General features: G+C 71.7%; 23 protein-coding genes. 10 read left to right on the top strand and 13 right to left on the bottom strand.

Going from position 1 to position 23,813, the window contains the following annotated elements; all coding sequences use genetic code 11:
• Window positions 1-13 precede the first annotated feature (13 nt).
• The gene (locus ABEB09_RS14540; RefSeq protein WP_345690326.1) at window positions 14-1,171 is read left to right on the top strand and encodes a hypothetical protein; all 1,158 of its coding nucleotides are present in this window, start codon (window positions 14-16) and stop codon (window positions 1,169-1,171) included.
• A 239-nt stretch (window positions 1,172-1,410) separates the two neighbouring features.
• On the opposite strand, the gene ABEB09_RS14535 is transcribed toward ABEB09_RS14540, so the two are convergent.
• From ABEB09_RS14535 to ABEB09_RS14520, 4 genes are all read right to left on the bottom strand, one after another.
• Window positions 1,411-2,163 (bottom strand): SURF1 family protein, encoded by a 753-nt coding sequence (locus ABEB09_RS14535; RefSeq protein WP_345690325.1) that lies wholly within the window; start codon window positions 2,161-2,163, stop codon window positions 1,411-1,413.
• 47 nt (window positions 2,164-2,210) lie between these two features.
• Window positions 2,211-3,980 (bottom strand): S9 family peptidase, encoded by a 1,770-nt coding sequence (locus tag ABEB09_RS14530; protein WP_345693938.1) that lies wholly within the window; start codon window positions 3,978-3,980, stop codon window positions 2,211-2,213.
• A 165-nt stretch (window positions 3,981-4,145) separates the two neighbouring features.
• A complete protein-coding gene (locus tag ABEB09_RS14525) occupies window positions 4,146-4,775 on the bottom strand; it encodes a hypothetical protein (protein WP_345690324.1) in 630 nt (209 codons plus the stop codon).
• 208 nt (window positions 4,776-4,983) lie between these two features.
• Complete coding sequence (locus ABEB09_RS14520; RefSeq protein WP_345690323.1) at window positions 4,984-5,463, bottom strand: DUF7144 family membrane protein; 480 nt, start codon at window positions 5,461-5,463, stop codon at window positions 4,984-4,986.
• 140 nt (window positions 5,464-5,603) lie between these two features.
• Between ABEB09_RS14520 and ABEB09_RS14515 the strand changes: the two genes are divergently transcribed.
• Entirely contained in the window at window positions 5,604-6,413 is an 810-nt protein-coding gene (locus ABEB09_RS14515; RefSeq protein WP_380839391.1) for a DUF2182 domain-containing protein, read from the top strand.
• Between the two features lie 100 nt (window positions 6,414-6,513).
• Here ABEB09_RS14515 and ABEB09_RS14510 read toward each other — a convergent pair whose 3' ends face one another.
• The 7 genes from ABEB09_RS14510 to ABEB09_RS14480 all read right to left on the bottom strand — a co-directional run bounded on the left by ABEB09_RS14510 (window position 6,514) and on the right by ABEB09_RS14480 (window position 13,798).
• Window positions 6,514-7,137, bottom strand: a complete 624-nt coding sequence (locus tag ABEB09_RS14510) for a DUF1326 domain-containing protein (protein ID WP_345690322.1) — start codon at window positions 7,135-7,137, stop codon at window positions 6,514-6,516.
• A gap of 209 nt (window positions 7,138-7,346) precedes the next feature.
• The gene (locus ABEB09_RS14505; RefSeq protein ID WP_345690321.1) at window positions 7,347-8,441 is read right to left on the bottom strand and encodes a magnesium and cobalt transport protein CorA; all 1,095 of its coding nucleotides are present in this window, start codon (window positions 8,439-8,441) and stop codon (window positions 7,347-7,349) included.
• Between the two features lie 140 nt (window positions 8,442-8,581).
• Window positions 8,582-9,133: a hypothetical protein gene (locus tag ABEB09_RS14500; protein ID WP_345690320.1), complete on the bottom strand. Its 552-nt coding sequence runs from the start codon at window positions 9,131-9,133 to the stop codon at window positions 8,582-8,584.
• Between the two features lie 30 nt (window positions 9,134-9,163).
• Complete coding sequence (locus ABEB09_RS14495) at window positions 9,164-9,994, bottom strand: SCO2400 family protein (RefSeq protein WP_345690319.1); 831 nt, start codon at window positions 9,992-9,994, stop codon at window positions 9,164-9,166.
• Between the two features lie 129 nt (window positions 9,995-10,123).
• A complete protein-coding gene (locus ABEB09_RS14490; protein WP_345690318.1) occupies window positions 10,124-11,638 on the bottom strand; it encodes a hypothetical protein in 1,515 nt (504 codons plus the stop codon).
• Between the two features lie 169 nt (window positions 11,639-11,807).
• Window positions 11,808-13,238 carry a flotillin family protein gene (locus tag ABEB09_RS14485; protein ID WP_345690317.1) on the bottom strand — a complete coding sequence of 477 codons (1,431 nt, stop codon included), beginning with the start codon at window positions 13,236-13,238 and terminating at the stop codon, window positions 11,808-11,810.
• Window positions 13,239-13,291: 53 nt separating this feature from the next.
• On the bottom strand, window positions 13,292-13,798 hold the full coding sequence (locus ABEB09_RS14480) for a hypothetical protein (protein ID WP_345690316.1): 507 nt from the start codon (window positions 13,796-13,798) through the stop codon (window positions 13,292-13,294).
• A 327-nt stretch (window positions 13,799-14,125) separates the two neighbouring features.
• On the opposite strand from ABEB09_RS14480, the gene ABEB09_RS14475 reads away from it, so the two are divergent.
• Window positions 14,126-14,419: a hypothetical protein gene (locus tag ABEB09_RS14475; protein ID WP_345690315.1), complete on the top strand. Its 294-nt coding sequence runs from the start codon at window positions 14,126-14,128 to the stop codon at window positions 14,417-14,419.
• Between the two features lie 348 nt (window positions 14,420-14,767).
• Here ABEB09_RS14475 and ABEB09_RS14470 read toward each other — a convergent pair whose 3' ends face one another.
• Window positions 14,768-15,382: a TetR/AcrR family transcriptional regulator gene (locus ABEB09_RS14470; protein ID WP_345690314.1), complete on the bottom strand. Its 615-nt coding sequence runs from the start codon at window positions 15,380-15,382 to the stop codon at window positions 14,768-14,770.
• A 130-nt stretch (window positions 15,383-15,512) separates the two neighbouring features.
• Here ABEB09_RS14470 and ABEB09_RS14465 point away from each other — a divergent pair, with 130 nt between their 5' ends.
• The 6 genes from ABEB09_RS14465 (at window position 15,513) to ABEB09_RS14440 (ending at window position 20,499) form a co-directional block, all read left to right on the top strand.
• The gene (locus ABEB09_RS14465) at window positions 15,513-16,859 is read left to right on the top strand and encodes an erythromycin esterase family protein (protein ID WP_345690313.1); all 1,347 of its coding nucleotides are present in this window, start codon (window positions 15,513-15,515) and stop codon (window positions 16,857-16,859) included.
• A 30-nt stretch (window positions 16,860-16,889) separates the two neighbouring features.
• On the top strand, window positions 16,890-17,798 hold the full coding sequence (locus ABEB09_RS14460; RefSeq protein WP_345690312.1) for a hypothetical protein: 909 nt from the start codon (window positions 16,890-16,892) through the stop codon (window positions 17,796-17,798).
• A gap of 94 nt (window positions 17,799-17,892) precedes the next feature.
• Window positions 17,893-18,297: a nuclear transport factor 2 family protein gene (locus ABEB09_RS14455; protein WP_345690311.1), complete on the top strand. Its 405-nt coding sequence runs from the start codon at window positions 17,893-17,895 to the stop codon at window positions 18,295-18,297.
• A gap of 14 nt (window positions 18,298-18,311) precedes the next feature.
• On the top strand, window positions 18,312-18,788 hold the full coding sequence (locus tag ABEB09_RS14450) for a nuclear transport factor 2 family protein (protein ID WP_345690310.1): 477 nt from the start codon (window positions 18,312-18,314) through the stop codon (window positions 18,786-18,788).
• A complete protein-coding gene (locus tag ABEB09_RS14445) occupies window positions 18,785-19,681 on the top strand; it encodes an alpha/beta hydrolase (RefSeq protein WP_345690309.1) in 897 nt (298 codons plus the stop codon). The genes ABEB09_RS14450 and ABEB09_RS14445 overlap by 4 nt, the downstream gene beginning before the upstream one ends.
• The gene (locus ABEB09_RS14440) at window positions 19,678-20,499 is read left to right on the top strand and encodes an NAD(P)H-binding protein (RefSeq protein WP_345690308.1); all 822 of its coding nucleotides are present in this window, start codon (window positions 19,678-19,680) and stop codon (window positions 20,497-20,499) included. The genes ABEB09_RS14445 and ABEB09_RS14440 overlap by 4 nt, the downstream gene beginning before the upstream one ends.
• A 43-nt stretch (window positions 20,500-20,542) precedes the next feature.
• On the opposite strand, the gene ABEB09_RS14435 is transcribed toward ABEB09_RS14440, so the two are convergent.
• Window positions 20,543-21,421, bottom strand: a complete 879-nt coding sequence (locus ABEB09_RS14435; RefSeq protein ID WP_345690307.1) for an alpha/beta fold hydrolase — start codon at window positions 21,419-21,421, stop codon at window positions 20,543-20,545.
• An 84-nt stretch (window positions 21,422-21,505) separates the two neighbouring features.
• Between ABEB09_RS14435 and ABEB09_RS14430 the strand changes: the two genes are divergently transcribed.
• Window positions 21,506-22,204 carry a TetR/AcrR family transcriptional regulator gene (locus tag ABEB09_RS14430; RefSeq protein WP_345690306.1) on the top strand — a complete coding sequence of 233 codons (699 nt, stop codon included), beginning with the start codon at window positions 21,506-21,508 and terminating at the stop codon, window positions 22,202-22,204.
• Window positions 22,205-23,813: the final 1,609 nt, after the last annotated feature.

Here is a 23,813-nt window from a genome sequence, read left to right as displayed (position 1 = left end):
TGGGAACGGAACTGTGAACAAGGGGCACGACGGACACGACGCGCACCGGGAACACGACGACCCGGGCAAGGATCCCGCCCTCGACACGACCGAGGGCACGGGCACGTTCTCGCCGGCCGGCGGCCATGGTGACGGTGCCGGAGCCGACGGGCCGGACATCGACGGGCCGGACATCGACGAGCTTGCCCTGCGGCGCATGCTCCAGGGCGCGGTGGCCGACCTCCGGCCCTCCACCGGGGCCCTGGAACACCTGCACCGCGCGGTGCCCGCGCGCCGGGCCCGCAAGCGTCAGGCGCTGGTCGGCGTGGCCGCCGCGGCGCTGCTGTTCGGCACCGGCGTGCCGGCCTTCGTGCACGTGGCCGGCTCCGAAGGCCCCTCCGACCGGCCCGTCAACGCCGGGCACGGCGAGCAGGTCCAGGGCGGCACCGGCGACGACACCGGCGGCTCGGCCGGCGAGCAGGTCGCGGGCAGCCCCTCCGGCGAGCTGGGCACCGACAAGGGCGACAAGGACCAGAAGGACAAGCCGCGGGACGCCGCCGGCGGCGCGACCGACGGCACCGTCGGCGGCACGGCCGACCCCGCGACCTCCGCCCCGGCCACGATGCCCGTCTGCGAGCCCGGACAGCTCGGCGTGATCTCCGCCGAGGCCGGCAGGCCGGACGGGGACGGCAAGGTCTACGGCACCTTCCGGATCGCCAACGTCTCCAGCACGGACTGCGCGATCGACGGCCCCGGCCGCATCGACTTCCGCACGGGCGGCGCGGCGGACTCCTCCCGGATCGGCGTCGTCGCCCACAGCGCGGGCGACCCGGCGGGCGGACTGCCCGACCCGGGTCAGGCGGTGGACCGGCTGGCGCTGAAGCCGTCGACGGCGTACGAGGTGAAGTTCGCCTGGGTGCCGAAGGACACGTGCCCGGTGAACGGCGGGGGCGGCTCCTCGCCCGACCCCTCGCCCACGCCCACGGCGACGCCCTCGCAGGGCGGCACCACCGAGGGCGGCACGGACACGGGGACCGCCACCGAGCCGCAGCTGGCCACCGAGGAAGGCGTCCAGGAGGGCAGCGTGACGGTCACGCACACGACCCAGCCGGGCGCCCCGTCCGCCGAGGCGACCATTCCCAACGCCTGCGCCGGCACGATCTACACCACGGGCCTCCTCCCGGCGGAGTGACCCGGGTTCGCGCCGCCGCCGTTCCACCGCGGCTCACGCCGTGGTTCCGGAACGGCCCCCCGGCCTGAGGGGCCGCGCGCCACGACGGTTGCGGTGGGTCCGGGGGTGGTCCGCGGTCAGGTGCTCGGACCGGTGGGTGCGGGGAGTCGTCCCGTAAGCCCGGCAACGACCGCCCATCCTGCGCGCGTCACCCCGGGCCATCCCCGTCCCGCCGTATGGCGTCTCACCGCCGGTGGGGGCTAGGCCTCCGGGTCCAGACCCAGGGCCCGGTCCTTCGCGGCCTCCGCCTCGCGGCGCACGAGGCGGAACCACATGAACAGCACGAAGCCCGCGAACGCGAACCACTCGCCCGTGTACCCCAGGTTCTGGAACGCCTTGACGTCCAGCCCCGTACCCGCAGCCGCAGCCGCCGGCACCGGCGTCAGCCCCGCGGGCGCGTCCCCGAGGGTGACCCACGCGTCGTACACGTCGGCCGGCACCAGGTTCACCAGCGCCGCCGCGCTGATCATGCCGACCTGGCCGGACGGCAGCCCGCCCGTCGCCCGCACGCCCCTGCCGCCGGAGTGCTCCGACGCCTGGAGCGCGCCCGCGACGGTGACCTCACCGGTCGGCGGCGCCGGCGCCTTCCGGCCCTCCGGCAGCCACCCGCGGACCACCGGCAGCGCCTTGCCGTCCGGGGTGTGCAGCAGCGTCAGCACGTACGCGCCGGTCTTCCCGTCCAGCTCCCGCTCCGGCACGAGGAACTGCTCCCCGTACCGCCCGCTGGCGGTCGCCTGCCGTCCCGACGTCTCCTTGGTCACCGGGAGCAGCTCGGCGAGCGGCGCCGCCGCCTCCGCGCCCGCGGCGGGACGCCGCTCCGCCTCCTGGTGCGAGTCGACGCGGTCCTCGAACCTGCCGAGCTGCCAGGTCCCCATCAGCAGGCAGAACGGGATCGCCAGCAGCACGAAGATGTTGATCCCCCACCAGCGGGGGGTCGTCAGGAACCGGTACACCCCTCCACGGTACGGAACGCCTCCGTTGCCCCCGGCTCCGGGGCCCGTCACGCCGGCAGGTGCCGGGCCGCGAAGTCCAGCTCCAGCCGGACCTGCTTGATCCGCTCCTCCACGACGAGCGAGCCGTGCCCCGCGTCGTACCGGTACACCTCGTGCACCGCCCCGCGCGCCTCCAGCCGGTCCACGTAGTTCTCCACCTGCCGGATCGGGCACCGCGGGTCGTTCACGCCCGCCGAGATGTACACGGGCGCCTTCACCGCGTCGACGTACGTGAGCGGCGACGACGCCTCGAACCGCTCCGGGACCTCCTCCGGCGAGCCGCCCAGCAGCGTGCGGTCCATCGCCTTCAGGGACTCCATCTCGTCGTGGTAAGCCGTGACGTAGTCCGCGACCGGTACGGCGGCGATGCCGACGGTCCACGCGTCCGGCTGGGTGCCCAGGCCCAGCAGGGTGAGGTAGCCGCCCCAGGAGCCGCCGGTCAGCACCAGTCGCGCCGGGTCGGCCAGACCGGACGACACCGCCCACTCGCGGACCGCCGCGATGTCCTCCAGCTCGATGAGACCGACCCGGTGCTTCAGGGCGTCCGTCCACTCCCGCCCGTAGCCCGTGGACCCCCGGTAGTTGACCCGGACCACCGCGTACCCGTGGTCCACCCAGGCCGCCGGGCCCGCCCCGTACACGTCGCTGTCGTGCCAGGTGGGGCCGCCGTGGATGTCGAAGACCGTCGGCAGCGGCCCGCTCGCCCCGGCCGGCTTCTGGACCAGTGCGTGGATCCGCCCGCCCGGGCCGTCCACCCACACGTCCTCGACCGGCACCGACCCGGGCGCGTCCATCCCGGGCGGGTCGAGCACGACCCCGCCGGCCGTGGACCGCACGGCCGGCGGCTGCGCGGCCGACGACCACAGGTACTCGACGGTGCCGTCCGGGCGGGCCGTCGCCCCCGACACCGACCCCGCGGGCGTGTCCACCCGCACGCGCTCGCCCGTGGCCAGCCGGTACTGCCACAGCTCGCTGCGGGCCTCGAAGTCGTGCACGACCAGCAGCCCCGACCCGTCCGCGTACCACTCCGCCGACACGTCACCGGGCAGGTCGAGCCCCAGGTGCGTCTCCTCGCCCGAGGCCACGTCCCAGATCATCGGCTCCCAGCGGCCCCGCCTCTGGTGGCCGACCAGCAGCCTGGTGTCCCCGTCGACCGGCGCGAACCCCAGCACGGCCAGGCCCAGCTCCTCCGTGCCGCCCTTGGTGTCGTCCAGCTCGGCGACCACCGACCCGTCGAGGCGCACCACCCGCAGCGCCGAGTGCATGGCGTCGCCGTGCTCGGTGTGCTCGATCGCGATCATCGTCCCGTCGTGAGACAGGTCGCCCACCCCGGCCGACTCGCGGTGCCGGTAGATCTCCACCGGCTGGTGCCCCGGCCGCAGCACATGGATCGTCGAACCGTCCTCGTCCGTGGACCGGCCGACGACGGACGTGCCGTCCCGCCCGATCGCCAGCCCCGCGGGGTACGACGGCGCCAGCCCCGGCGTGGCCGGCTCGTCCTCCCCGCCGTCGAAGGGCTGCCGCATCCACACGCCGAACTCGTCGCCGTCCTTGTCGGAGAACCACCAGATCCACTCGCCGTCGGGGGAGAGCGTCCCGTCCGTCGTGCCGTTCGGGCGGTCCGTGACCTGCCGCTGCTCACCGGTCTCCCGGTCCCACGCGTACAGCTCATACGTTCCGGTCGCGTTCGACACGAACAGACAGCGGCCCGGCGCGTCCAGCGCCCACTCCGGCAGCGAGACGCGGGGCGCCCGGAAGCGCTTCTCCCAGTCGGGCATGGCCGAGGGGTCGGGAAGGGTGCTGCTGCTCACGGGGAGGGAGGTCGTGGACTCGGTCGGGGCGGTCGGCTGAGCGGCGGTCGGTTCAGTCATGCCGTCCATGATGCTCCGCCCCGCCGACATCCCGCCGAGCCTGTGGAAAACCCCACCCCGCAGCCTCGGGCCTCAGCGCCTGATCGCCGCGCCGCCCCGTGCCGCCCCCGGCCGGCCGCGTGACGGGCGTACGCGTCGACCGGGCACATCCACGTGTCCGTCACCCGCGTGTCCGCCCGTGTGTCCGTCACGCGCATGTCCGCCCGTGGGCCCGTCACCCGCGAGTCCGTCGCCCGCGTGATCGCCGACTCGACCGCGGTGATCCGGTCCGCCGGGAGCCCCAACGCCTCGGCGGCCCGAACCGGCGGGCTCGACCCCCGGTCCGTTCGTGTCCCGGTACGAGCCCTGGCGCAGCCGGCGCCACCATCGCGCGAGGAGCCCCGTCGCCTGATGGCCCGCCAGGAGCGCGGCGACGAAGAGGAGGAGCGAGAGCAGCGTGTGCGACAGTCCCGGGCCGACCAGCCGGTCGAGGGCGATGCTTCCGGCGAGACCGGTGAACCATCCGGTGGCGGTCAGTGAGGTGACGGCGACGGTGACCGGCAGTCCGCCGAGGCCGAGCGCCCCGAGCGGCACGTCCCCGTCGAATCCGCCGACCTCGGCGGCGCCGAGCAGCACCAGGAGCCAGAAGCCGGCGACGATGACGAGGGCCGAGGTGAAGAAAAAGGCGGGGAAGCCGACCGCCGCGGCGTAGAACTCCCGCATGCCTGCCCCTTCGCGTGCGCCCGCCCGGCGCGGCCGACGATCCGGTACCGGGACATGCGCTTCCGCATCCCGGCACCGGATCGGCCCCCCGTTCCTGCCTCGCCCATCCTGGCAGCGCGGCCGTGTCGAAGGCATTGCCGTATTCCGGCAATCTTTACGGCTTCTTGATGCCGAGGCCCGCCACGGTCCGCGACGCCGCGGGTGCCCCTCAGCGCGGTGCCGGCGTGGTGTCGGCCGTGCACAGCGCCCAGAGGACGAACACGCCGATCGCGAGGCAGATGAACCCCCAGATCGGCTGGTACGGCAGCCAGAGGAAGTTGGCGATGACGGACAGCGAGGCGAGCGCCAGCCCGCCCGCCCTGGCCCAGTCGGCACCGCGCAGGATGCCCCACCCGACCGCGGCCAGCACCAGGCCGAGCACGAGGTGGATCCAGCCCCACGCGGTGAGGCTGAACTCGAAGACGTACTCGCCGACGCGCGCGTACACGTCGTCCTCGGCGATGCCGACGGCGCCCTGGAGCATGCCGAGCACGCCCTGCACGAGCAGCAGCACGCCCGCGAACAGCACTCCGGCCGTCGCCCAGCCCCCGCCCGCCGCTGTCGCCGGCCCCGGCGCGCCGCCCTCGTGGTGGGCGTGGGCGTGCCCGGGCGCCATGTCGTGCCGGTGTCCCGCTGCGTCGTCGCTCATGCGAGCAGCGTGCGCCCGCGGACCGTGGCCGGCGACCGTACCTGCGCCGTACGGGGGACGGGGGAGGGGGCGGTAGGGCCCGGCCCCTCACCCGCCGGGGCACGGTCGCGCGTACGGGGCATCCGTGCTGTGCTGGGCGTATGGGTCCCACGGGCGTCTTGGGCACCGGAGCGTCATCGCTGCTGCGGGCGCGGGAGATCGCCACGGCCTGGGCCCTGATGGTGCTGCTGGCGGCGCTCGCGTGGCTGGTCACGGTGGCGCAGGCGGATGCCATGGACCACGGGGCCATGGCACCGCCCCTGGGACTCTTCCTCGTCCTCTGGGTGACGATGATGGTCGCGATGATGTTCCCGTCGGTGGCGCCGGTCGCCATCACCTGGGCGCGCGCCATCGGGCGGCAGTCGGCGGGCGTCGCACGGGCGGCGCGGACCGCCCAGTTCGCGGGCGGCTACCTGCTGGCGTGGACGCTGTTCGGCCTGGTCGCGTATGGGCTGCTGGCGGGTGCCGGGGCGCTGGTGGACGAGGTCCCGGAGGCGGGCCGCTGGGTGGGCGCCGGGGCGTTCCTGCTGGCCGGCCTGTACCAGCTGGGGCCGCTGAAGCGGGTCTGCCTGCGGCACTGCCGCGACCCGCTCTCCCACCTGGTGCACTACGCCGGCTTCCGGCCCGTGGCGCGCGACGTACGGGTGGGACTGCACCACGGCATGTACTGCGTGGGCTGCTGCTGGGGCCTGATGATCATCCTGGTGCCGCTCGGCATGATGAACCTGGCCGCGATGGCCGGCCTCGCAGCCGTGATCTTCCTGGAGAAGCTGTGGCGCGGGGGGCCGTGGCTGAGCTGGGCGGTCGGCGTGGCGTTCCTGGTGCTGGCGGTGCTGGCGCCGTTCCACGAGTGGCTGCTGCCGGGGCTGACGCACGAGGGCGGCGGGATGGACATGGACCACGAGATGTAGCCGGTGCGGCGGGGCGCACGTACGACGGCGGGGTACGGCACCCCGCCGTCATGGCCGTCATACGAGCGTCGTACGAGCCCGTGCGGTCGGTCCGTCCCGGTCAGCCACGCCCGATGGCCGCACCTTCGGGCTGCTCGCTGCTGAAGGCGAACTCACCCTTCTCCCCGTACGAGGCGTCGAAGGAGAGCCCGAAGGCGTCGGAACGCCCGGCCGCCTTCCCGATGCCGTACTCGGGCGCGAACCCGAACATCGCGTTCTTCACGGTGGTCGGGCCGCCGTCGGGCCCGGTCAGGGCCTCGTACTCGATGTCGCTCTTCCCTTCCACGGACAGCCGTGGCTTGTCGGTGTCCGACAGGGACACGCCGGCGCGCTCCATGCCCAGGTACTCGCCGTAGAACTGGGACAGTTCGCCGAAGGGACCGCCCTCGTCACCGGAGAGGATGCGCTCCAGGGCACTGGCCTGCTCGTCGCTCGCGCCGTTGTCGACGACGAGCGCGATCTTCCAGTCGCCGGCCGACATGTTCGACGGGAACCGGTTGTACAGGGCGAAGTCGACCCCGGACAGGTCCAGGTCGTCCAGCCGCCCGTCCGCCACATGGAACACGTTCACACCCAGGCACTCTTCGCGCCCCTGCGCGCCGCGCGGCTTCGCGTCGACGGCGCATCCACAGATCACTGCGCAAGAGCAGCCGGCGATGTAGTTGCCGGAGATGCTCCACGTCATGACGTCTCACTTCCTCCTGCTCGCGGATGTCTCCCGTACGACCTCCCTCCTGTCTCCTGCTGCGATCCCCTCCACCCTCCACGCTATGCCGCTCACCGGGGGCGGCAACCTACCCGGCGACAAGCTGGAAGCCCCCTGATCAGCCGGGCGCCCGCGCGGCCGGGCGGCACCGGCGCAGAACCGTCCCCGGAGTCCTGAGCCGACCTCCGTCACAACCACCCGTTGCGCTTGAACCCACGATGGATCACGAAACAGGCGGCAGCGATGAGACCGAGCGCGAGGGGGTACCCGAAGCGCCAGCGGAGTTCGGGCATGTGGTCGAAGTTCATGCCGTACACACCGCAGACCATGGTGGGTACGGCGATGATCGCGGCCCAGGCGGTGATCTTGCGCATGTCCTCGTTCTGGGCGACGGTCACCTGCGCCAGGTGCGCCTGGAGGATGGAGTCGATCAGGGCGTCGAGCGCGGTGATCTGCTCGGTGACGCGGGCGAGATGGTCGGCGACATCACGGAAGTAGGCCTGTATCTCGGGCTCGACGGATCGCACGGCGCGCGTGGACAGTACGTAAAGGGGCCGACCGAGCGGAACAACGGCCCGTTTGAATTCCAGCAGTTCGCGCTTGAGCTGGTAGATGCGGCCGGCTTCGGCGCTCGCCGCGCCCTGGGGCGCGAACACCAGCGTTTCGACCACGTCGATGTCGTTCTGCACGGCGTCGGCGACGGCCAGGTAGTCGTCGACGACGTGGTCGGCGATGGCGTGCAGGACCGCCGAGGGTCCCTTGGCGAGCTGCTCGGGGTCGGCCTCCAGGTCCTCGCGCAGCGGACCGAGGGAGCCATGGCGCCCGTGCCGTACGGTCACGACGAAGTCCGGACCGGTGAAGACCATGATCGAACCGGTGTCGACGACCTCGCTCGTCGCGGTGAGCTGCTCGTGCTCGACATACGTGACCGTCTTGAAGACGGAGAACAGGACGTCGCCGTACTGCTCCAGCTTCGGCCGCTGCTGGGCGTGCACGGCGTCCTCGACGGCCAGCTCGTGCAGGTCGAACAGCTCGGCCACCCCGGCGAACTCCTCCACCGTGGGCTCGTGCAGCCCGAGCCACACGAATCCGCCACCCTGCTTGCGCACCTGCCGTACGGCATCCTCCACGGCAGGCGCCCCGTCCCGGCGGACCCCGTCCTGGTAGACGACGCAGTTGACGACGGCGGAGCCCAAGGGTGAACGGGCCGGATGACTGAGGTCCACCCGCCGCCGGCTCCGGCCCAGCCGCGCCACCTTCCGCAGATTGCCGACCACCGACATACGGGGCCCCCTTCCTCGGCTCCGCCCAGTGTGCCAGCAGGCGGCTCCGGTACGGCCGGACACAAGGGGCGGTACGCGGACCGCCGCTCGGGGCCGGGCCCGCTCCTCGCGCACCACGTCGGTGCCGTCCGCGTTCAGGCTCAGCCGTCTCCCTGAACCGCCCAGCTGGGGCGCGCCGCCGGCGCCGCATGCCGGCGCCGCCCGGCGGGGGCGGGAGCGCCGGGGCCGGTGCGAGCGGAGGGGCTGGAACCGGAGGTTCCCGGCCCAGGAGCGGCCGGGGCGAGCGGGCCGCGCTGCCGCATGCCGGTGCCCGCCCGGCCCCGCGGCGGCGTGAACCCGGCCACCTCCTCCGGGGCCAGGTCCAGCAGGCGACAGGCATCGCCCTGGCTCAGGTGAAGGTCGCCGACGAGTGCGCGGACGGCGGAGGCGATGGCCTCCTGCTCGTCGGCGACCGCCGCGTCCCGACGCTGTCGCGCACCGGCCACGGAATCGAGAACGGAAGCGAGTTCGGGGACCACCAGCTCCAGATCGATCGCCTCGCCCTCGACGCCGAGCGCGTCGGCGATGAGGCCGCGCGCCAGACCGTCGGCTTCGTCGAGCGTGCGGCACTGGGTGTGCAGGGTCAGTTCGGGGACGTCGAGGGCCCACCAGCGGCCGATGCGGTGCAGTTGGACCTGATAGCGGGGACTCATGGGCTTGGCCTCCTCATGTCTCCAGCGGGGTCAGCCGAGGCAGACCACCAGCAGACACAGCTCCGCGGGCGAGGTGGCGGCGGGTGAGGGGCTGGTGCCGCCCGCGCTCGTGTTGTCAGCGGCCGGAGGCGGCGGGGTGGCCTCCTGGCTGCCCGTCCCCGTATCGGCACCGCGGTCGGGGACGGTGCCGCCGGAGGAGGGCGCCGTGAACGGCGGCTGCGAGGTCGGCGCCGGCGCCTTCCGAGCGGCGGAGGCGGTGGCGTCCTGGTGCGGCCGGGCCGGCGTGGCGTGGGACGGGGCTTCCGGAGCCTGCTGCCGCGGGAGCTCGGCAGCGCGTCCGGGCGCGGGGTTCGTGCGGGAGGGCCGGGGGACATCGGTCCGCTCCGCCGACGGACGGGCCTGTTCGGGGACCTGTCCCTGGACGGCACGCAGGTCCGGGGCCTCCGGCGCCGTCGCCGCCTGGGCGCGGTCGGCTGTGCCCCGGTCCATGGTGGCCACGGTCAGACCGCCCCCGACCAGGGCCACGGCGGTCGCCACGACCGCCCGGCGCTGCTTCTTCTTCCACCGCGCCAGCTGCCGACGCCGCGCCGCCCTTCCCGCCGACGTGGCCGACGGCGCCGCGTGGCCGTCGCCCGCGTCCGCGCTCAGGGGCTCCTCCACGCCGACGACGATCGTTGCCGGGTCAACGGCACGGGTGAGGGAGGAGGAGGGATCGATGTCGGGCGCGTAGGCGCCGCACCCCGGACACACCAGGGCGCCGTTGAGATGCCGACGACACGAGGAGCAGTAGTCCATCTGCGATCTTCCTGAGCTGGCTGTGCCGTCGGCCGGCCGGCCGACGGCATGGTCGCGCTCGGACATGGGATCGAGCGACCAGCCACGCTAATGGCCTTCCTGAAACGCCGTGTGCAGCCCGTGTGATGCTCCTGAGCGGATCCTCCGGCCCTCCCTTGCGCCGACCGTGAAGAACCGACGCTTCACACGGATCCCTCAGACGGTCGAGCAGTCCAGGAGTCGCCCGTCGGCGGTGCCGATGAGCAGTCGGCCGGGTCCGGCAACGGTCAGCGCGGTCGCCACGACGGGTACTCCGGCAACAGCCAGGTGGAGACGCCAGCGGACCTTGCCGTCACGGAGATCGAGCCCGACGATCTCGCCGTCGTCGTACGTGACGTAGACGGCCTCCGTGTCGTGGTCGAGGTCCATGGCCCTCCGGTCCGTCCGGAAGACCCAAGTCGGCTCTTCACCGGCCACCGTGCGCCGTACGACGAACGAGCCGCCGGGCTGCAACCCGTGGCCGTGAAAGACGATGCCGGCATGGATCAGGTCACCGTCGGCGGTCTCCACGCCGGGGCCGGCGAAGTGCGTCTCACCTGGCTTCCACGAGTAGGGACACAACCGATCGACCTCCGCCTCCGCCGGCTCACGCGGACGCTCGGCGACCGGTACGGACCCCGGATCCGCTGCCGCCAGCCAGGTCCCGCCCTCCGCGGAAACGGTCTCCAGAAAGTAGATCCGGCTGCCACGCCGGATACGCAACCTGCTCCGCTCCCCGTTCTGTCCGGTGGGTGCGAGGGCGGGCAGGCCGTCAGCACATCGCACCAGGGACACCGAGCCGGAGGGAGTGAGGTGATCGAGCTGCGCCCCGTCCTGGAGCGCGAGCCGGACCACCGCCTGAGCACGCTCCTCCCACGGAAGCCGCACCAGACCAACCCAGGCCGATCGCTCATCCGCGGCGATGACGATGTCGCGGCCGCCACCATCGTCGTCCCGGACGGCCCACTGCCGTCGCCCCGAGGGCAGCCAGGACTCCAATTGGACCCCGTCGAGCGTCGCCACGATCCTGCCGTCGGACAGTTCCTCCACCGCGCGGACGTTGCGTCGCGGGTCCCAGTCCGTACGCAGACCGGAGACCGTCTCGCGGGCATCCGCTCGACGGTCGGTTCGCGGGGCCGGCACCCGCGGTCCGGCCAGCTCGTCTCCGGTGATCGACCGGGGCGGTACGACCCTCCAGTCGGGCCGATGCACCACCGCGACGTGCCCTTCGCTCCACGCGTCGTCGTCCTGCCAGTCGTCAGGCGGTGCCATCAGCACGCGCAGTTCCTGTTCGCTGAGCCATTCCAGGCCCAGGACCTGGCGACCGAGACCGTCTGCGATGAGCGATGTGGCGCGGCCCGTCTCCCAGTCCAGAAGGAGCAGTTCCCCTTCGAAGAAGTAGCCGCCGTCGTAGTCGCCCGTGCCGACGGCCAGCAGGGGGAGCCCGGGGTGGAAAGCCATCGCGTGCACGGGACGGCGCGCACGGAGAAGGGCTCGGCAGGCCAGATCACCGGTGCCGTAGACACCGACCGGCGCGGTACTGCCGAACTCGTCCACGCCCGCCACCGGCCCGTACGTGCCTGCCACTGCCAGCAGCCCGCGGCCCTCGTCATCGACGGCGAGTACGGGATCACCGACCTCGGCGAAGGGACGGTCACCGAGGATTCGGTCGATGCGCAACGAGATCGTCATGGTGGTGATCTTCTCAGCGAAGGACGCGGACGCCCTTCTCGCGTCGTTCTTGCCCGTCCGGCGATCCGGACGGGCAAGGACTCCGGCTGCCGCCGGGGCCCGACCGCTGCTCCTGACAGGCGCGACCTGACCGGTCACCAACGCAGCTGCGGGCCACGAGCGCTGCGTCTCAGTCGGCGATCTCGACCGGTGTGCTGCGAGACACCGGGGCTGCGGCGGTCTCGGTCGCCGGCTTCTTCTGAGTAATGCCCTGGAGAAGCGAGGCGAGGTCCACGCCGGTGGCGGACGAGAGGAGCTCCATGCCCTGAGCGACGTTGTCGGTGACGGTACGGGTCAACTGGCTCGCACCGTCGGTGGAGATGACGGTCATCCTGTCGACGGCGGCAAGCGGCTCGGCGGCCTTGCCGACGACTTGCGGCAGCACCTCGACGAGCATCTGGAGGACGGCGGCGTCGCCGTACTGGGCGAAGGCGTCGGCCTTCTTGCGCATGGCCTCGGCCTCGGCGGCACCCTTCGCCCCGATCGCGGCGGCCTCGGACTCCCCCTCGATGCGTACGGCCTCGGCGAGGGCCGCGCGCCGGGCCTTCTCGCCCTCACCGGTCAGCCTGTCCCGCTCGGCGGCGGCCTCGGCCTCCTTGACCAGGGCGATGCGGCGGGCCTCGGCCTCCTGCTCGGCCTGGTAGCGGGCGGCGTCGGCGGGCTTGCGGACCTGGGTGTCGAGCTGCCGGTCGGTGAGGGCGGCCTGACGTGCGGCGACCTTCTCCTGCTCGGTGAGGATGTCCTGCTGGCGGGCCGCCTCGGCGAGCGGACCGGCGGCGTTGGCCTGGGCGGCGGCCTCGTCGGTCTGCGCCTTGATCTCGGCCTGCTTCAGGTAGAGGGTGCGCTGCGCGATGGCGATCTCCTCCTCCGCCTTGAGCCTGGCCTGTTCGGCGGCGCGCCGGGCGACCGCCTCGGCGATGTCGGCCTCCTGCTTGGCGCGGGCGGCTTCGGGGCGGCCGAGGTCCTCCAGGTAGGAGCCCTCGGTCGTGATGTCCTGGATCTGGAAGGCGTCCAGGACGAGGCCCTGCCCGGACAGGCTGGCCTCCGCCTCCTCCGCGACCTGCCCGGCGAACGCGGCCCGGTCCCGGATGATGTCCTCGACCGACATCCGGCCGACGATCGACCGCAGCGCGCCGGAGAGCACCTCCTGCGTGAAGCCGACGATCCCGTCCTGCTGCATCAGGAACCGCTGGGCCGCGGCCCGGATCGAGTCCTCCGTCCCGCCGACCTTGACGATCGCGACACCCTCCAGGTTGGCCTTCACCCCGCGCAGGGTGACGGCTCCGCGCACGGCGACCGGGATGTGCCGGCTGGACAGGTCGAGCGTGAACCGCTGCTGCACGAACGGCACGACGAAGACGCCGCCGCCGACCACGACCTTCTGGCCGCTGTTGTCGGTGAACACGCGCCCGGTGGCGGGATCGGTGGCCTGCTTGCCACGCCGGCCGGTGATGATGAACGCCTCGCTGGGCCCGGCGACCTTGTAGCGCGTGATGACCACGAGGCCGAGGAGAACGACGAGTACGACGATGCCCACCACAGCGGTGAGAACAGGGCTCATGACGCACATCCCTTGAGAGTGGAGCTGAAGAAACAAATGAGGTGGAGGGAGCGTCAGCGCTCGACGGGCCGTACTACGAGCGAGGTCGGGGAGAGCACCGACTCCACCCACACCTCGGCGCCACGCGGAACCGGACCGGACGCCTTCGCCGCGTACTTCACCGGCTGGCCGTACAGGTGCAGCAGCACCTCGCCGTACCCTCCCGCCGGGATCGCCGTCACCACGGCGCCCGACGTGCCCGTCAGGTCCTCGCCCTTCGGCGCGGGCGCGGAACCGTCGCGCATCAGTGCCCGGCTGAACCTTCCCGTCAGCCAGGCCACGACGACCCCCGCGACCACGCCCGCACCGGTGGCGACCCCCGCCCCCGTACCGGTGACGCCCATCGTGATCGCCCCGGCGAACCCGAGCGCCGACACGAACCCCGCGATCACCGGCAACGACAGCAACCCGTCCAGTCCCCCGCCGAGTCCGTCGAGGACCCCCTCCAACACCCCGTCGAAGACCAGGCTCAGGACGAGCAGCACAAGACCCGCTATGCCGAGACCGAGAAACCAAGCCATATTCATGCCCTCTCGGCTCGTCCGCAGATGCAGTGCCGTTTCTGCCGTCGAGGGGATGCTCTCACCGGACCGCACAGGAGTTCACTGCCGGATCCCGGCAATCTTTACGCGCTCCTGATGCCGCCAACGCGCGAACACCCCCGCCCCCGTCGGGACGACGGAACGTGTGTGGGACACCGCCCACCCATCCCAAGCGAGGTCGTCGCCGAAGAGCCCCATGCGGTGGAGGCGTTCATCGAACTTCCCCAGAGGGTCAGTAGGATCGTGCGCCGGTGAGCCGGGAAGTCTGGTCGGCGCGGTGTCCCGCCTGCCCTGGAGCGCTCTGCCATGCCACTCACCCTTCTCCTCCTCGCCGTCTTCGCACTGGCCTTCCTGCTGTTCAACATCACGCTGTGCGTACGGGTATGGCGGCTCGCACAGCTGCCCCTGTGGCGCCGGGTGCTGCCGACGCTGCTGCTGTGCTGCGCGCTGGCGGCGAGCATCAGCCGCGCGTGGGGCATCACCGCTGTCGCCGAGGCTGTCGCGTTCCCCCTGAACGCCGTCACCGCCCTGCTCGGCATGTTCGAGCTGGACCGGCACCGCCGGCGGACCCGCGCGGGGACGCCTGAGGCGTCGGCATGAGCACTCGGGCGAGCTGGACGCTCTGCGGGCTACCCGCCGTCGCGCGGAGGAGGTGGGCCCGGACGGAGGAACGCAGCCCGAAGCCGGCCTCTGCGGCCCCGTCCGCCACGGGAGCGCAGCCCGCCACTCAGGGACCCGACCCGCTAAGCGGATCAGGCCCCTGACCTGGCACTTCGGCGGTCGGGGTGGCGGGTTTTGAACCCACGACCTCTCTGACGTTGCAGATGGGCTCAATGCCGCCCGCTCGTGATTCGCCGACGTGACCGCCCGGTCAAGGGCCTCGCGCTCATCGGTGACGCGAGCCGCTTCGCGTCCTTCACGTCCGTGCCGGCTGCCGGCTCCTCACACCTACTTGGCCGGGGTCCCTTCCTGAGTCTTGGGTGTGCCGACGATGTCCGTGAGCGCGCGGAGTCCGGCGGTGATGTCGGCTGCGTCAGGGGCGTGGTCGGGGTCGGTGAGCCACTGGGTCATCAGGCCGGCGAACAAGGCCATCTGTGTGGCGCCGAGGGTGCGGGCGGCGGTGTCGTCGATGCCGTTCTCGTCGGTGTCGAGCAGCAGAGCGGCCAGGCCCCGTCGCCCCTGGGCCTGGCTGCCCGCCAGATAGCGGCGGAGCTCTTCGGAGTGTTCGGCCTGGAGCAGTGCCTCGAAGGTGGCCAGCCACAGGGTGCGGTCGCGAGGGAAGGAGGCGATGATCGCGGCCCACATCGCCTCGTACTGCTCGGCCGGGGTGCTTCCGGCTTCGCCGTACGAGTTCAGTGTGCGGCCGATTCGGGTGCCCCACTCGTCGATCGCCTCGATGAGAGCGGCGTTGAGCAGTGCCTCGCGGGAGCCGAAGTGGTAACCGATGGCGGCCATGCTGACGCCGCCGGCCGCCGTGGTGATGTCGCGGACCGTGGTCCGCGCCCAGCCCTTCTCCTGAAGGCAGCGCCTGGCGCCGGCCAGTAGATCCTCGCGATTCCCCATGAACGCGAACGCTACCAGACTGCATTGTGCGCTTGCGTGAGGCGTTCGTCTTATTCAAGCGTCTTGTGCGTCCGCCCAACTGCTGGCTATGGTCCTGCCACATCCCGACGTCCAGTCGAAGGAGAGCCCCATGACCCACGCCCGTCCCGTCATCCGTCGCCGTCTGCTCGCCATGGCCACGGCTGCTGCGCTCACGGCCGCGACGCTCGGCACCGTCACGGGCGCTGCCGCAGCGGCCACGCCCGCGGGCTCCGGCCCGGTCGGCGCTCTGGACGGCAGCGCGTACTCCTTGGGCGACCTGCACGCTCTGGACCGGATGATCGGCGGAGCCCGGGTCGTCGGTCTGGGCGAGGCAAGCCACAGCGCCCACGAGTTCTTCATCCTCAAGCAGCGCGTGTTCCGTCACCTGGTCGCCACCCGGGGCTTCACCACCTTCGCCCTGGAGACGAGCTGGAGCACCGGCCTGCGGCTGGACGCCTATGTCACCCGGGGCATCGGCGATCCGGAGCAGATCATGCGCAGCGAGTTCCAGGGCCAGTACGTCTTCTGGAGCACCCAGGAATACCTGGACCTGATCCACTGGATGCGCCGCTACAACCTCGCCCACCCCGACCGGCCGCAGCTCCGTTTTGTCGGCAACGACCTCGGCTTCGCGGGCAGGGCCGCCTTCGATCAGGTCACCGGCTACGTCACTCGCTACCGCCCCGACCTGGCCGACAGGGCTGAGACCTTGTACAAGACGCTCCGGCCGGAGGAGAACACCGACGCCGGCAGGTGGATGAACCACCAGCTCTACGAGAAGAGCGAGGCCGATCGGAAGCAGGACGCGGCCGCGGCCGACGCCGTCCTCGCCCTCCTGCGCGAACGGGGCCGCCCTCACCGGGACGACCGGCGCAGCCGGGAGGCATACGCCTGGGCCCTGCAGAACGCCACCGCCATCGCGCAGAGCTTCACCGGTTACGCCTTCGAGGACTTCGCCGAGCGGATGCGCTACCGCGACCGGGCCATGGCAGACAACACCGCGTGGTGGCTACGGCGCCACGGCGGGCGGATCCTGCTCGCCTCCAACAACGGCCACGTCGCCTACACCAGCGACAACCCGGCCCTGTTCCCCGAGCCCACCGGCGCGTTCCTGCGCACGCGGCTCGGCGACGACTACGTCAACATCGGCTTGACCTTCGACCACGGCACCGTCAACGCCCTGCCCGACTTCACGACCACGCACCCCAAGACGTACACCGTCGCCCCCGCCCCCGAGGGCCACAACGAGCACACCCTCGACAAGGTCCGCCTCCGCGACTTCGTGATCGACCTGCGCACCGCGCCGACGGCGGCCCGCACCTGGCTGGACACCGCACGGCCGACCCGTTCCTACGGCCTGTACTGGTCCACCGACGACCCGCACACCGCCCTTGGGCGCTCGTACGACGTCCTCGTTCACCTTCACCGAGTCGAAGCCGCCCACCTGCTGCGATGAACCGGCTCGTCAAGAGGAACAGGGGAGACGATGAGTCTGTCGAGTCTGGGCCTGACCGCCGAACAGGAGGCCCTGTACCGGCGCCTGTTACGCGTCCCCGGGGCGGCCGCCGAGGGCCCTGCGCTCGGCCGGCTGCGGGAACTGGGCCTGGTGGACAGCACCTCGGCCCCCGTCCCGCCCGCCACGGCCGTGAACGTTCTCCTCCAGCGGCGGGCGGAGGAGATCCGACGACAGCTCCCGCACCTCGACCTGATCTGGGACCTGGTCACCGAACTGTCGGAAGAACACCGCGGCAGACGCCCCACCCGCGCCATCGAGCACATCGGCAATCCGATGACCCTCACCCACCGCATCCACACGATGCTCGTCGACCGTCCCGGCGAGTTCTCCCACATCGACGGCCGCACCTCGACCGGCGAGTCCCTCTGGCCGGACCTGCGCGACCAGGCGCCGTTCCGGCGCGCTCTGGCCGCCGGCCTGAACAGCCGGACGCTGCTGGCCGCGCACGCCGTGCACCGCCCGGAGCGGAACGCGGACGCGAGGTCCCGGCACGCCCGGGGCGACCTGCACCGGACCACCACCGAGCCGCTCCACGACGTGACCGTGGTCAACCGCACCGTCGCGTTCGCTCCGGCCGACCCCGCCGACCCCGAGGCGGGGACGCTGCAGATCCGTCACCCCGGACTCGTATCCCTCCTGACCGACGTCTTCGACGGCATGTGGGCCCGCGCCCATGACCTGGAGGAGCTGCCGGTGACCCCGGTCGAGCAGCAGGTGCTGCACGCACTGGCCCGTCACCCCACCGACGAGACCGCCGCCCGCTCCGTGCAGTTGTCCGTGCGCAAGTTCCGCGCACACGTCGCGGACCTGATGGCCCGCCTGGGAGCCCACAGCCGCTTCCAGGCTGCGCTTCTGGCGAAGGAACGCGGCTGGCTGTGAAGGACCCGGACCCGGACCCGCTGCAAGATCCTGCAGATATTCGTGCAGCGTTTCCGCACCTGGAGCTGCCTCGCCCGCGACGAGGATGATCCGCATGGACCGACTGGACGTCATCGACACCTGCACCCGCATGGCCTGGCACGCCGACCAGCGTGAATGGGACGCGCTGGCCGGGCTGTTCGCCGACAAGGTGACCCTCGACTACACGAGCCTCAACGGCGGCGAGCCCGTCGCCCTCGCCCCGGCGCAGATCGTCGAGGGCTGGAGAACCGGCCTTGGCGTGTACGCCGCCACCCACCACCTTCTCGGTAACCACCTGGTCACCCTCGACGGCGACGGCGCGGTGTGCACCGCCACCTTCCAGGCCACCCACCGGAAGACCGACGACTCGCTGTGGACGCTGGGCGGCACGTACCGCTTCGACCTGGCCCGCACCGGCGGCGGCTGGCGCATCACCGGCGTGGTGATGACGGTGGTCTGGAGTGACGGAGAACGATGAGGAGACCGGCCGCCGTGGCGGCGGTGACCGCCGGCCTGCTCGCGGCCGGCGCTCTCGCGGCCGTGGCCGGCGCCGGCCTGGTACGGAATGACGCCGACCATTCGGTGACGCCACTCGCCACGGCGCCTCCGACCGTAACCGCCGCTCCCCCCGCCGGCCCCCCGTCACGCGGCCCCCTCGTCGCCGCCGCCCAGCGCTACCTCGACGCCGTGGCAGCCCGGGACGCCGGCGCCGTCGCCTCCGCGTTCGCCCCGGACGGCCTGGTCGTCGACGTCGGACGCGAGATCCGCGGCCGGGACGCCATCCGGCGCTGGGCCGCAGCCGAGGTCATCGGCGGCAGCTACACCCTCCTCGACCACACCCCGCACCCGGGCGGGACCACCCTCCTGGTCCGCTTCCGCCCCGATGGCACGGGCGACGGTTTCCGCGCCCGCTACCGCCTCGACATCACCGATGGACTGATCACCACAGCCACGTTGGAGTACGCATGACACACCTGACCAAGGTCGCCTTCGACAGCGAGGGCACCACCCTGACCGGCAACCTCTTCCTGCCCGACGGCACCGACACGGCCGGCCCGCTGCCCGCGGTGGTGGTCGCCGGCACGTGGACCAGTGTCAAGGAGCTGATGGCCGACCGGTACGCCGAGCGGCTCGCCGCCCGCGGATACGCCGCGCTCTCCTTCGACTTCACCGGCTTCGGTGAGTCCGGGGGCGAGCCGCGGGACGTGGAGGACCCGGCCCGCAAGGTGCGCGACATCCACCACGCGCTCACCTTCCTCGCCGCCCACGAGGCGGTCGACGGCGACCGGCTCGGTGCCCTCGGCATCTGCGCGGCCGCGATGTACATGTCCGACAACGCCGCCCACGACCCCCGGGTCCGCTCGCTGGCCCTGGTGGCACCCTGGCTGCACGACGCCGCCATCTGCGAGGACGCCTACGGTGGCACGGAAGCGGTCGCCGAACGGATCAAGACCGGCCGGGAGGCCCGCGGTCGCTACGAGGAGATCGGCGAGATCGACTACGTGCCGGTGGTCTCGGCCACCGACGAACACGCGGCGATGCCGTACGACATCGACTTCTACCTCAACCCCGCCCGCGGCAACATCCCCGCCTGGCCCAACCGCTTCGCCGTCATGTCCTGGGCGGACTGGCTCACCTACGACGCCATCGCCCTCGCACCCCGGATCGACCGGCCCACCCTGCTGGTGCACAGCGAGGACGCCGCGATCCCCGACGGCGCCCGCCGCTTCCACGCCGGCCTCGCCGGTCCGAAGGACCTGCTGTGGACGCAGGGCACCCAGTTCGACTTCTACGACACCGAACCCCAGGTCACGATCGCCGTCGACGCCGTGGCCGCCCACTTCGGACGGACCCTCCGGTGATCCTCGTCGCCGGCGCCACCGGAAACGTCGGCGGCGAGGTCGTCCGGGCCCTGGCCCGCGCCGGTGAGCCCGTCCGCGCGCTGGTACGGAAACCCACCGACGTACCGGCCGAGCAGGCCGTCGGGGACCTGGACGACCCCGACTCCCTCGCGCCCGCACTCGACGGCGTACGCGGTGTATTCCTGCTCCCCGGCTACCGCGACATGCCCGGGCTCCTCGCACGCATGCGGCGGTCCGGAGTGGAAAGGGTCGTCCTGCTCTCCAGCCTCGCGACGGTCGCGACGGACACCGACAACGTCCTCTCCCGGTACATGATCGGCTCGGAGGCCGCGGTCCGGGAGTCCGGCCTCGCCTGGACGTTCCTGCGGCCCAACGCCTTCATGTCGAACGCCCTGCGCTGGCTGCCCCAGCTCCGCGAGGGCGACCTCGTCCGTGATTCCTTCGGCGCGGTGCCGGTCGCGTCGGTCGACCCGTACGACATCGCCGCCGTCGCCGTCCGCGCCCTCCTCGACCCCGGCCACGAGGAACGCGTCCATCCGCTGAGCGGCCCCGAACCCCTGCTGCCGGCCCAGCGATTGGCGACCCTGGCCGAGGTCCTCGGCCGCGACCTGCGCTTCCACGCCCTGTCGGACGACGAGGGCCGGGCCGCCATGGCCGCCTCCGGGGTGCCGGAACCGTACATCCGGGCGTTCTTCGGCTTCTACGGCGACGGCACCCTCGACGAGTCCCAGGTCTACCCGACCGTCGAGGAGGTGACCGGGACACCGCCCCGCACCTTCCACCAGTGGGCCACCGCCCACCGCACGGCCTTCATGTGACCCGCACGCCACGCCGGGCCCCAGGGCACCGGCGTGGCGGCGGCTATGCGGTGACGCTGTCGACGAAGCGCAGGATGGCGGCGTCGGTCTCGGCGGGGGATTCGGAGGGAAGGGAGTGGGTGGCCGCGGGCCACAACTCGGCCCGGACGCCCGGGATCTGTGCCTGAGCGCGGGCAAGGGCGGCCTGCGGGTCGTGCATGACGCTGCGTCCCGCGACGAGGGCGAGGACGGGGAGGGCGAGCGACCGTAGTTGGGAGTCGGTGATGAGGGGCGGCATCGGCGTGGCCATGCGGTAGTCCCGCATGCCCGCAGCGATCAGGTCGGCGACCGGGTCCTCCCGCCGGACGGCGACGCCGCCGTTGATCCAGCGGAAGAACGCGGGGCGAGCCCAGCGGGAGACCCCCGGCACGGCGGTCAGGGCGGAGCGGAGCAGCAGCTCGACGGGGAAGTCGCCAAGCGTGCGCACCGGGTCGAGAAGGGTGAGCGAAGCCAGCCGCCCGGGCATCCGTGCTGCGTAGTTGCACGCGAGCCAGCCGCCGAAAGAGTGGCCCACCAGGTGGATGCCGTGGAGACCGAGCCCCGCCAGGGCCGCTTCCAGCCAGTCGGCTTGATCCTGGGCACCACGCAAGGGGGCGGTCTGCTTGCTGAGCCCGGGCTCTCCGAGCGGTTCGACCGTGAACACGGGGCGGTGCTCGGCGAGGCGGGGGAGATTGGGCCGCCACATCACGGAGGTGGCCGCGCGCCCAGGCAGGAGAACGAGCGGGTCGTTGCCCAGGGGGCCGAAGCGGTACACCCGCACGGTTCCGTATGCGGTCGCCACATCGTGGGTGTCCACCGGCTCCGGCAGCACACGCATCGCGGACTCGTAGGCCGCGATGAAGCGGGCGTGGGCTTCGGGTGACCGGTACGCGCCAATGCCCATCAGGGTGTGCCTCCTTTTTGCGATACGATCGGATTATAAAAATCTGCGACGCACTTTGGCAATGCGATCGGATGGCGAAATGGGGTGGGCGGGGTGCCCAAGCGAGTCGACCACGAGCAGCGCAGACGGGAGATCGTCGACGCCGTGTGGCGGATCGCCGCCGCCAGCGGCCTGGAAGGCGTCACCCTCGGTCAGGTCGCGCGGGAGGCCGGGATCTCCAAGGGGCTGGTCCAGCATTACTTCCGCGGCAGGGACGAGATGCTGCTCCACGCCACCAGCCGCCTGCATGAGCGGGTCGGCCATCGCATCGCCCAAGGGCTCGCCGAACCGGCTGGTTCCCGCACCCCCCGCACGGCCGTGCGCGCTTTCATGGTCGCCCTGCTCCCGACGGACGACGACAGCCGCAGGGACGCACTCGTGGCCAACGCCTTCCTCATCCGAGCGTTGAAAGACCCGGCCATCGCCGACCGCTTCCACGCCGGAAACCGCCAACTGCGCGAGGCCGTCGTCGGCCTGGTCTCCTCCGCCCAGGCCGAGGGCGACCCCGAACGAGAGGCGGACATCCTGCTCGCCCTGGTGGCCGGCCTCGGCAATGCCCTGCTCCTCGGCCACCACACGCGCACATCGGCCCTGGCCGCCCTGGACCATCAGCTGGATCGGCTGAAGTGCGACGAACGCCCTGGCCTCGGACCCGGGGTTTCGCGCGAAGAGCGGATGACGGGAAACGAACCCGAGTCATACGTCGGGGAATCACCGCCGGCGGACAGGTCATTTGGTGCCTGACCTGCGGACGCACGGGAGGGCCGGACGTCACGGCCGTGCCACCCACGCCCCACCGTGCACCCGCCTGGGAGACCCCGGCCGAGATCGTCTCCCAGATTTCTCCCAAACGATCTACAAAGCCAATCAGGGGCCTGATTCGATCTCTCGAATCAGGCCCCTGACTTGGTCTTACTCTGTCGGGGTGGCGGGATTTGAACCCACGACCTCTTCGTCCCGAAGCAATATGTGCGGGCGCGTGACCTTGGGGCAATTGGCCTCTCACCTGCTGCGATGGTCCACAGGTGTTCGTGGTTGTTCGCCACCGTGCATCGGCGTTGTCACACAGATAGACACTCAGCGAACGCGCGCCTGGAGAGGCCGCACCTACGCGAACGATCGGTGTCGTCGCTGTGTCCTGGCGTGCATCATCGTTGGGCGATCACCCCCGGCACGGAGGCCGCTCAAGAGGGTGTTCAGCCGTGTGATGGGGGCCATACTCTGCGTGCACTGTCAGTACGACGTGGGGCCGCACATGTTGATTTTGACCGTTATTGGAGTCGCCATCGTCCTGGCTGTGGCCGTTGGGATGGCTCGAAGGCGTCCCACACGCGCGTCACGCCAATTGATGGTGCATCGATCCATCACGCGGGACGGTCCGGCGGAAGAATTTGACCCGATGTCAGCTCCGTCTTCGGCGAGGGTGACAGCACGTGGCGAAGCCTTGGTGGCCATGCTGACGAGAGCGCACATGGCGGGGCCTGGGGTCGTGTGGTTCGAGCCAAACAGCCCTCTTGTGTTCGAGCTCAATTCCGGTGACGTGCATGTCATTCCTCGCCGCCTCATCACCGCTGTGAGGCCTTTCGAGGGTGACGAGCCACAGAAGGCCAGTGAGCAAGCCTTGGTGATCGACCTAGGCCCGGGGGCAGGACTCTCCGGCGTTGTGGTCTTCGCGGAGGCAGAGGCGTTGACTGAATGGAGTGGGCTGGCCCCGTCTGTCGATTGAAGTTGGTGGAGTCTCAACGGCTGAGTCAGGGCGCCTCCTGTTCGCTGCTCTCATCCCTCACAGCATGGGCGGGCCCGCTAGCGCACGATCGGTACTGTCTTCTCTCCTCCGGCGGTGTTGACCTCGCTGACGGGTGTCTCGACTCCGGCTGCACGCCCATCTCAGCCCACCACCTTCCCCAGCTCCCATCCCGTCTGCCGTCGGCCCACACGTATGTGGAGCGGGCGCGGGTCCTGGCGTCCAGGTGGAGCGCGCCACTGTACGAACGACCTGGACGCCAGGACCCGTGTCTGCTCGGCTTTGCCTGGGTCGATGGCAGACGGGATGGGAGCTTCCCAGCGCACGCCACGACGGTCCCGCACTCGCGAACGGCGCCCCCTCCATCCCGGAGCCGGAGCGCCCCCGCCGGAGGCATGCTTTGGACCAAGGCGTAAGTCGTGCTCGACCAGCCCCAGCCATCCGCCACGCCTCATCCATCCACCTGCACTTCCTCCGCGCTCCGAAGGGCGTCCCGGCGTTGGTCTACCTGCACCTCCATGTTCCTTGCGGTGCCCCTCTCCAGCGTCCGGCCGGATCAGGGCGCCCAGGCAGAGGCGCGGCCTGGTGCGGGTGGCGGGGACGTCTGCT

Source organism: Streptomyces coeruleoprunus, assembly GCF_039542925.1.
Taxonomy (GTDB): domain Bacteria; phylum Actinomycetota; class Actinomycetes; order Streptomycetales; family Streptomycetaceae; genus Streptomyces; species Streptomyces coeruleoprunus.
The sequence above is the reverse complement of the archived record's forward strand: the minus strand, read 5'-3'. Positions and strand labels throughout refer to the sequence as shown.

Excerpts from the sequence above, each read along its gene's own strand:
- ABEB09_RS14530 (WP_345693938.1), bottom strand. The coding sequence starts at position 3,980 with ATGCCCGACTGGGAGAAGCGCTTCCGGGCGCCCCGCGTCTCGCTGCCG.
- ABEB09_RS14525 (WP_345690324.1), bottom strand. The coding sequence starts at position 4,775 with ATGCGGGAGTTCTACGCCGCGGCGGTCGGCTTCCCCGCCTTTTTCTTC.
- ABEB09_RS14520 (WP_345690323.1), bottom strand. The coding sequence starts at position 5,463 with ATGAGCGACGACGCAGCGGGACACCGGCACGACATGGCGCCCGGGCAC.
- ABEB09_RS14515 (WP_380839391.1), top strand. The coding sequence starts at position 5,604 with ATGGGTCCCACGGGCGTCTTGGGCACCGGAGCGTCATCGCTGCTGCGG.
- ABEB09_RS14510 (WP_345690322.1), bottom strand. The coding sequence starts at position 7,137 with ATGACGTGGAGCATCTCCGGCAACTACATCGCCGGCTGCTCTTGCGCA.
- ABEB09_RS14505 (WP_345690321.1), bottom strand. The coding sequence starts at position 8,441 with ATGTCGGTGGTCGGCAATCTGCGGAAGGTGGCGCGGCTGGGCCGGAGC.
- ABEB09_RS14500 (WP_345690320.1), bottom strand. The coding sequence starts at position 9,133 with ATGAGTCCCCGCTATCAGGTCCAACTGCACCGCATCGGCCGCTGGTGG.
- ABEB09_RS14495 (WP_345690319.1), bottom strand. The coding sequence starts at position 9,994 with ATGTCCGAGCGCGACCATGCCGTCGGCCGGCCGGCCGACGGCACAGCC.
- ABEB09_RS14490 (WP_345690318.1), bottom strand. The coding sequence starts at position 11,638 with ATGACGATCTCGTTGCGCATCGACCGAATCCTCGGTGACCGTCCCTTC.
- ABEB09_RS14485 (WP_345690317.1), bottom strand. The coding sequence starts at position 13,238 with ATGAGCCCTGTTCTCACCGCTGTGGTGGGCATCGTCGTACTCGTCGTT.
- ABEB09_RS14480 (WP_345690316.1), bottom strand. The coding sequence starts at position 13,798 with ATGGCTTGGTTTCTCGGTCTCGGCATAGCGGGTCTTGTGCTGCTCGTC.
- ABEB09_RS14475 (WP_345690315.1), top strand. The coding sequence starts at position 14,126 with ATGCCACTCACCCTTCTCCTCCTCGCCGTCTTCGCACTGGCCTTCCTG.
- ABEB09_RS14470 (WP_345690314.1), bottom strand. The coding sequence starts at position 15,382 with ATGGGGAATCGCGAGGATCTACTGGCCGGCGCCAGGCGCTGCCTTCAG.
- ABEB09_RS14465 (WP_345690313.1), top strand. The coding sequence starts at position 15,513 with ATGACCCACGCCCGTCCCGTCATCCGTCGCCGTCTGCTCGCCATGGCC.
- ABEB09_RS14460 (WP_345690312.1), top strand. The coding sequence starts at position 16,890 with ATGAGTCTGTCGAGTCTGGGCCTGACCGCCGAACAGGAGGCCCTGTAC.
- ABEB09_RS14455 (WP_345690311.1), top strand. The coding sequence starts at position 17,893 with ATGGACCGACTGGACGTCATCGACACCTGCACCCGCATGGCCTGGCAC.
- ABEB09_RS14445 (WP_345690309.1), top strand. The coding sequence starts at position 18,785 with ATGACACACCTGACCAAGGTCGCCTTCGACAGCGAGGGCACCACCCTG.
- ABEB09_RS14435 (WP_345690307.1), bottom strand. The coding sequence starts at position 21,421 with ATGGGCATTGGCGCGTACCGGTCACCCGAAGCCCACGCCCGCTTCATC.